The sequence below is a fragment of the Nostoc sp. genome, from assembly GCF_036917455.1.
Classification (GTDB): Bacteria; Cyanobacteriota; Cyanobacteriia; order Cyanobacteriales; family Nostocaceae; genus Nostoc.
Genome location: NZ_JBALDK010000238.1, coordinates 1 through 8,612, shown reverse-complemented (window position 1 = coordinate 8,612; position 8,612 = coordinate 1). Strand labels below are relative to the sequence as shown.

At 41.3% G+C, this 8,612-nt stretch carries 4 protein-coding genes; all 4 read left to right on the top strand.

Going from position 1 to position 8,612, the window contains the following annotated elements; all coding sequences use genetic code 11:
* Window positions 1-330: 330 nt before the first annotated feature.
* Entirely contained in the window at window positions 331-5,262 is a 4,932-nt protein-coding gene (locus V7K42_RS26670) for an amino acid adenylation domain-containing protein (protein ID WP_334920423.1), read from the top strand.
* 288 nt (window positions 5,263-5,550) lie between these two features.
* Window positions 5,551-6,531: a hypothetical protein gene (locus tag V7K42_RS26665; RefSeq protein ID WP_334920421.1), complete on the top strand. Its 981-nt coding sequence runs from the start codon at window positions 5,551-5,553 to the stop codon at window positions 6,529-6,531.
* A 133-nt stretch (window positions 6,532-6,664) separates the two neighbouring features.
* Window positions 6,665-7,369, top strand: a complete 705-nt coding sequence (locus tag V7K42_RS26660) for a DUF4386 family protein (RefSeq protein ID WP_334920419.1) — start codon at window positions 6,665-6,667, stop codon at window positions 7,367-7,369.
* A gap of 56 nt (window positions 7,370-7,425) precedes the next feature.
* Window positions 7,426-8,379, top strand: coding sequence for an SDR family oxidoreductase (locus V7K42_RS26655; RefSeq protein ID WP_334920418.1), 954 nt, complete (start codon window positions 7,426-7,428; stop codon window positions 8,377-8,379).
* The last annotated feature ends 233 nt before the right edge of the window (window positions 8,380-8,612 follow it).

Below are 8,612 nucleotides of genomic sequence, written 5' to 3'. Positions count from 1 at the left end.
CGCGGAGACTTTGAGACTGACAAGATAATATTTTTAATCTCTAATTGCATTTGATTTGCGTTCTCTCATATCGCTTTTAGTCTAAACTCCAGTTAGGAAGCAATAGATAAAGAAAGCTAACCCTTTGTTTTATTGCTCCTAACTTTTTGCATAAATAGCCCAGATCAAGGCGATAAGTAACATAACAAGAGCAAAGATTAATTTTTCTCGTAATTCTTATCCATTCAAATTTAGTTTTGTATGAATAACTAGACTTCAAAACAATACTTACTTAATTAGGTAAGACGTTGGACATTTTTATTGCGAATATTATTTTTTTTAGAGGATGCAATGAGTACTAAGAGCTTAGAATTGCCTATTTTCTCCCTAGTTGCCAAAATTACTGGACATAATGCAGAAGAATTAGAACGAGATATGTTTTTAGAGGGTAACTTAGGATTAGATTCCATCAAAATGATGGAACTATTGAATGGATTAGTAGCACTAATTCCCCAAGAAATGCAACCCATTTTTATGGAAGCATTGCCTTTGCAAAATTTGATGCAATTGCAAACTTTGGGCGATGTCGTGCAAATAGCTGATAAATGCTTAGTTTCCCAAATAAATAATTCAGATTCTTCGCCATCTGCAAGTATTATCAATCAAAAGGAGCAGAAAACAGAGAAGGTTGAGATTCTTTCTGGGCAATATTTTCATTTACTCGGTCATTGGGTAGTAAATTCAATTAGCTTATTTTCTACTCTACGTTTACGAGGTAATTTTGATTCAAACGTTGCTTGGCAGTCTTGGAAAGACTTGCTGAATCGTCATCCTATGCTGCGATCACGCTTTATCATTCCTCCTAATACTACCAGATTCAAGGATTACGAAATGGTAGTTATGGAAAACCCCACTCCTCCTGATATACCCGTTACTGACATCAGGCATCTTCATAGTGAGGGTCAAGAACAACTAATTAATGATGAATTGCATCGCTGCCTCAATTATGAATGGCAAATGACAGAGTGGCCACTACATCGATTTTTTGTTTTTCGGCTGGAAGATTCAGTCTATCAACTGGTATTAGCCAACGAGCATCTCATTTCTGATGCCCTGGGATGTCATGTCATCTTACGCGAATTTATGGAAATCTACCGCGCTCATGTCTGCGGTGAAGAACCTAATTTGCATCCACCTACAACTGTTCAAGATTACAGCGAATTGGTGCAATCAATTAATGCTTGGCAAGACCCAGAAGAAGACAAAGCACTGGTCGAGTATGTAAATCGACGAGGCAAAGATTCTTATTTATGGAATCCCACAGGAAATGCCATCACATCCCTGTGTCCAAAATTCCATAACCGCAGATTTTCCTTAGGAAAGGCTATCACTAATCAACTCATTGCCCAAACTCGTGAATGGCGATTACCACTGAACTCTCTCCTAGTGGGTGCGTTTGTGCGGGCTGTTGCCAAGTTTGAGAAGTCTAAAAACGAACCGATTATGGTTCAAGTTCCCACCAGTGGACGGGTTTATCCAGGCATAGATGCTTCTGATGTGGTGGGTAGTTTTGCTCAGAATTTGTCTATTAGCCTAGACTTACCAGCACTGAATGAAGATTGGCAACGCTTGTTAAACCGCGTTCATCAGGAAATCCAACAAGGGTTAGTTAACGGTTATGACCGCGCCCAAACTCGTCAAATGGCGATCGCTTTCCGAGATAATATTGTTTTAGAAGATGGCAAAATCCCTGAGCGGATGTTACCCATGTATCGCCGCATACTGAAATCAAATTTATACTGTCCATTTACAGGACAGACTAATATTAAAAACAAATATGGCCCCATAGATGTAATCGATTATCGCGCAGGTGGTATTAATGCTGCGGGAACAATTGATATATTGCAAGAAATATTTGACGACAGTTTACATTTGTTCGCTAGCTACGATAGTAACTTTTTCCCTGAGTTTGTTATCGATGAATTGATGCATGAATATATTACCCAAATCAAAGAATTAGCCTCACTAAAAATCCCATCTCAGCAACTAACGCAGCCACTGCTCAAGACACAAATAGATGTAAATATAGTGCAGCTTTTGCAAGAAATCGCCACAGAAATCTGCCATTCTCAGATTACTGACAATGATATGGCTAAGGATTTGGAAGCAGAATTGGGAATGGATTCTTTGGAACTCATCCGCATTGTTACGAGGTTAGAAAAACGGTTAGGCAAAGTAAATCGTCAAGCCTTGCTTTCTTGTCGCAGTCTCCAAGAAATGGCTGTGCTACTTGGGAATAAACAATCATCTTCTTTACAAAACCAATCAGTTGTCAACAATCAACAACCCCAAGAAATTCCTTACTGGGAAATTATCGAGCAAGCCAAGCGTACTCCCAATGCCATAGCGGTGACGGATGGGGAAACTCAAATTACCTACGCAGAGTTGAACCGTCTTTCCAATCAGGTGGCTAATTATTTGCAGGCTCAGGGAGTTAAACCAGGCGTGTTTGTGGGGATCATGACACGACGTGGGCCTTTGATGTTCGTGGGTATTCTCGGTATTCTCAAAGCAGGCGGGACTTACGTTCCTTTAGATCCTATATATCCCCATGAACGGATTAAGTACATACTAGAACACGCTGAAATTGGAATTTTGCTCACAGAAAATCGCTTGACAAACAAGTTAGCAGTATGCCTGACTGAGCAGTTACCTTTAAATACTTTGATGTTCTTAGATGAGGGTATTTTTGAGAAAGGTAAAGCTTGGACACAGTTAAACAAAAAGACTTGGGCGCGTTGTTCAGACATAGCTCCTGCCAATGTTAGTACTCCTGATGACTTGATGACAGTACTGTACACCTCTGGTTCTACAGGTAAACCTAAAGGAGTGATGCTCAACCATCGGGGTTACATGAATCGCCTGGTTTGGATGCAGAATGCTTTTCAATTGCGTTATGGCGATCGCGTTGCTCAAAAAACATCTTGCTGTTTTGATATATCACTATGGGAAATATTCTGGCCTTTGATGGTGGGAGCTACTGTTTATTCTGTGGAAACAGAAACAGTCAAAAATCCTTGGCTTTTAGCACAGTGGATTAAAGATAACCAAATCAATGTCATGCACTTTGTTCCTTCCCTATTTGGAGAATTTTGTAACGCTTTAGAATCAGAATCATGGACTTTTCCCGATTTGCGTTGGTTAGTCTTTAGTGGCGAAGCTTTACCTGTACCTTTTGTACAGCGTTGGATTGATAAGTATGGCATGAGTGTTGGTTTAGCCAATCTTTATGGCCCCACTGAAGCTTCCATCGATGTCACCGCACACATTATTCGTCAACGTCCAGGCGAACAAGAAATCTGCATTCCTATAGGTAAAGCTATAGATAATGTGTATATCTTAATTTTGGATGAACAGATGCAGCCATTAGCCCCAGGAAAAATGGGAGAACTCTGGATTGGCGGTGTGCAATTGGCTAAAGGTTATCTCAAAGATCCACAACGCACAGCAGACGCATTCCGCCTGAATCCCTTTTCTCACGTCCCAGGGGAATATTTATACAAAACCGGCGATTTAGCTATGGAATTGCCCGATGGCAGTTTCAAGTATCATGGACGCATTGACCACCAAATTAAAATACGTGGTTTCCGTGTAGAACTGGGTGAAATCGAAAGTGTTCTCAATAGCCATCCCGCGATTAATGAAGCTGCCGTTTTAGCTGTGGATTACGAAAATGGTCAAAAACGGTTAATAGCTTGCTTGGCTGGTTCTCAAGTAGACAATCAACAAATTAAGGAATTCCTGGCTCAACGCTTGCCTGATTACATGATTCCTCACCAATGGGAATGGCTAGCCAGTCTACCTAAAACCCACAATGGTAAGCTAGACCGCAAGGCTATTTTGGCTGCTATCACCCAAGAAAAGCCAACAGTATCCCAACAATACTTACCTCTAGGCCCTGCTCAACGTTGGTTAGTGAAGTACTTTGAGGCTCCATATCAATGGAATGGCTACACACGTTTTCTTTTCCATCAACCATTAGACGCAGAGATATTTAACCAAGCTCTCAATGTTGTACTGGAAACTCATCCTGCTCTACGGACTGTGTTTGTGCAAAGAGATCAACAATGGTGGCAACAGTTAATTTCCCCAGAGCAAAAGTTGAGTGCTGAATTCTACGATGGTAGTCATCTTACATCTGCACAGCGAGACAGTGAAATCCACAACCGGATACAAGAAATAGCTCAACAGTTTCAAATCGACCAATGGCCGCTGATGAAAGTAATCGCGATCAAGGTCAATGAATCCTGCTATGATATCTCGCTGGTTGGACATCATATCATCGGTGATTTGCTGAGTACTGGGGTGATTTTTAATCTCTTATGGTTGACTTACAGCGAGTTGCTGGGGAACAGAACTCTGAGTTATCAGCCTCTCCCTTCGATACCTTCTTATATAGACTATGTGCGTGTGCTGATGCAGGCGGAACAACAAGGAGCTTTGACAAGTCATGTAGATTATTGGAAATCTCAATTTCCTTCTCAGGAATATACCTTCCAAGTTCCCTTTGACTATCAAAAGGGAGCTAATTTAGAGGCTTCCGCCGCCAGCGAAAAATTTACCCTGTCCAAAAACAGTAGTAACATTCTCTTACGTGAAGCCAAACAGTATTACAAATGTAATGTCTACACCCTTCTACTTTCTACCTTGTATCGGTTGATGGCTGAGTGGAGTGGACAACATTGGGTAGTAGTTAGCCATCGCAGCCACGGCAGAAATCTAGATAGCACGCACACGTTTTTAAATAGTGTTGGTAACTTTGCGATGAATTTCCCTGTCGGGGTTAATGTAGGACGTTCCATCAAGTGGGAACAAACCACCAAGGAAATCCAAGCCAAATTTAACGAGTTGCCGATGAATGGAGTAACTTTTGATTGGATTTCTGAGCAACTTCCTCATCATGTTTATCCCGATAACAATCTCACTCCAGTCAGAGCTAACTACTTAGGAAATCGTACTGCTCCCGCCTTAGAACTGTTTGAGTTTATTGAGGAAGATAGAGATAGTCGGTTGTCCTCCCCTGACCAGAAACGTACAGCGTTACTAGAGTTTTTCTTCTCCATCACCGATGGCACTGTTCACTTAGAAATCGAATATTCTCGTAATTTCCATCTGCCTGCAACTATTCGCAGGCTTGGCGATCGCTATTTGGAACTTATGGCAGAGATGCTAGCCGTTGTATCTTTAGTAGGTAATGCTATAGACGTGACAAATTATTCTTAACGTACTACATACTTAGCACAAGCCAAAAATATACCTCAGACCGCCAGTCTGAGGTTATACAAAATCAAGCCTTGTGTAGTACAGTAATTTCTTCGATGAAAACAAGTTATATCTAATTGCATCTGTGTGGGATGAATTTTTCTCGCTTTACTCCCCAGGTTGGATGCACTCGGATGATTTCCCTCATTTTGCTCTTCAGACGTTATTACCATTCTTAGCATATTACACATCAAACCAGTGATAATATGATGCTGAAAATCTCACTAAAGCTTCCTTTAAACCTTAAATATGCGTACTTATCAACTGTCTACACTTATTGGTCTTACCACCTCTGTCACCTTATCTGCAATTGCACCAGTCCAAGCCGCAAACTTAAGCTTTGACTACAACCAACTGCAATTTATTAAATCACGACCAATAGCATCTAGTAATTTTCTGGGGTTAAATGGATCACCGACTGAAAATCAAGGTTTTGTGCCTTTCTATAATCCAGATCCTTCGGCTCCAGATCACGGCCATAAGGAAATCGGTTTGAATTCGCGCCGAGATTTCCCCGGTTTCAACAACGCCCCATATTACGGGACTGGTCGCCAAGGAAGTCCGGAAGAACCTGCTAGCGGTGCTAACAGAATGACAACTTTGATTAACATTAATAGCTTCCCTACCTTTGACCAGTACTTGACAAATAATGGCATTCCATTCAGTGATATTGGCTTTGTGTTTGGTCAAAAGAGTGATCGCGATTTTAACCAAACTTGGAATTTAGGTGCAGATATATTCGGTCAAGATTGGTACGCTGATCCTAATACACCGCTTGAGGAAAGAATTTATAAAGCTAATCCAAATGATATTGAAATAGCACTCTATAGTGGCAATACTAAAATAGTTGACTTTGGATATTCTGATTTTTATTCAATTGTCGATTATGGTTCTACACCATCATTTGATGATGATTTTGAAAGTAGTTTTACCGACCCAATTGCAGCAAAAAAAGCATCTGACTTAGATCCATTGCTGGCAGGTTTAGCTACAGCTTTTTTAAATGATGTTAATGCTGCTGGTGGTGGAGTACAGATAGTTAACGAGAACTTTGGAGAACTAGATATTAATTTTGCAAGCGGCAATGGATACGATATGATACTTCTGCCATACCCGATGCAAATTCGCGCAGTTGCGCTAAAAGCAGTTCCAGAAGCTTCTTTTTCTTGGGGAATATTTATGTTTGGAGTTTTGGTTGCTGTGTCCCAGCGCAAGAAACTACAGAACTGAAAATTACCCATAATTAGTTTTAGTTATCAAAATTATCCCAATTTTCCCAAGTAGAGACATAGTATTGCAACGTCTCTACTACCTAATCATGTGTTCCTTATCTCATGTAATCATGTCAAAAATAAATTCCTTTATGTCTATCAAAGCACTTTACCGAACTGCTGGTCTGGTATTAATTATTGAAAGTCTACTGCTGTTTGTGCCGGTTTTTATTCTTGGTGCAGCAATCAACTGGCCAGCTAGCCTTGGTGAACCTGCTAGCATCATGTTGCCATTACTAATTAAAAAAGCTGAACCAGTCAGAATTGGTTATCTGATCTATCTTCTTTATTCACTACTTTTTTGGGTAGTAGCTTTATTAACTGCTCGTGTCGTTAGCAATGGGGAAACCAACCCTGTATGGCTCCAGGTGGCAACAGGTTTTGGAATCGCATCTACTGTCACTCGTTGCCTGGGCATTATTCGCTGGTTAGTACCAATGCCAGCTTTAGCGCAAGTTTATGCTGACCCTGCAATCTCTGCACAAACTCGTGAAGCGATCGCTGTTGTCTATAAAACCCTCAATGACTACGCTGGCTCGGTCGGTGAAGTATTAGGTGTTAGCCTATTTACCGTATTGTGGTTAACAATTATCTCAATTTACTTATTCCGTTCAAGAACACTACCACGTTGGTTAGGAATCTCTGGGATCGTCGCTGCTCTGTTTTTGGCAACTCAATTAATAGAACTATTTGGGGTGGATTTGGGAGCATTTATTAGCGTATCAGTGACCATGCTCCAACTCTGGTTTTTAGCCGCAGGTGTGACCTTATTAAGACACAAAAACGTCCAAGTTTAAATGAAGCTTGGCATTATTATCTAAAAAAATAATTCTCCTAATATCAAAACCAACCCATGAACACAACAGAAGAACTCCATATAATTTTTGGTACTGGCCCCCTAGCACAAGCCGTCATGCGCGAACTATTGACTCGGAAAAAACGGGTGCGTATGATTAACCGCAGTGGCAAAGCAGACGTACCCTCTAATGTGGAAATCATCGCCAGCGATGCTTATAATTCCGAAAATACACGAGCGGTTACTACTGGAGCGACAGTCGTTTACCAATGTGCACAACCAGCCTACACCCAATGGCCAGAGTTTTTTCCCTCATTGCAAGCTAGCATTGTCGAAGGGGTAGCCGCCAGTGGCGCAAAGCTCGTTGTGGGAGATAATCTCTATATGTATGGCCCTGTCAATGGTGCGTTGCGGGAAGATATGCTAAATGCTGCAACCACCCGCAAAGGGCGCGTTCGTGGGCAGATAGCAGAGGCGCTTTTGGATGCACACCGTAGAGGTATTGTACGAGTTGCTATTGGTCGAGCATCGGACTTCTATGGCCCACTAGTACTTGATTCTGTAATGGGCGATCGCATTTTTCCCGCTGTACTGACTGGGAAGCCTGCATCAGCGATCGGTGAAATTGACCTCCCTCATACTTATACCTTTATCGATGACTTTGGCAAGGCATTAGTAGTGTTAGGGGAACAGGATAAAGCATTGGGTCAAATTTGGCACGTACCTAACGCTGAGACTATCACTACTCGACAATTTCTCAACATAGCTTTTGAGGAAGCTGGACACCCACCAAAAATAAGTAAAATGGGTAAGTTCATGATGCGACTAGGCGGGATTTTTATCCCAGAAGCTCGTGAAACCGTCGAGATGATGTATGAGTTTGATGAGCCATTTGTTGTAAATCATGATAAATACGTTCAAGCATTTGGCAACCATGCTACCCCTTTACGTGAAGCTATCCGGCACACTTTGACATGGTATAGCGAACATCTCAAAACCTTAAAAACGTAAAAGTTAAGGTTAGCTCTATCAAGGTTAGACTATCTCATTCCTTTTCCCTTATGGCAATGTTTATCACCATAAGGGAAGGCAACTGTGCTACTTCTCAACTTAATGCTAGAGAGTGCAAGCTTTACACCCTCAATGACATTAGACATCTCCGAAAACGTTCAAAGCCTTTATGGGGCTAGACTATAGCCCCTAAACGCAATCATTCTAAATTAGCTAGTCTGTACGAAAAAATA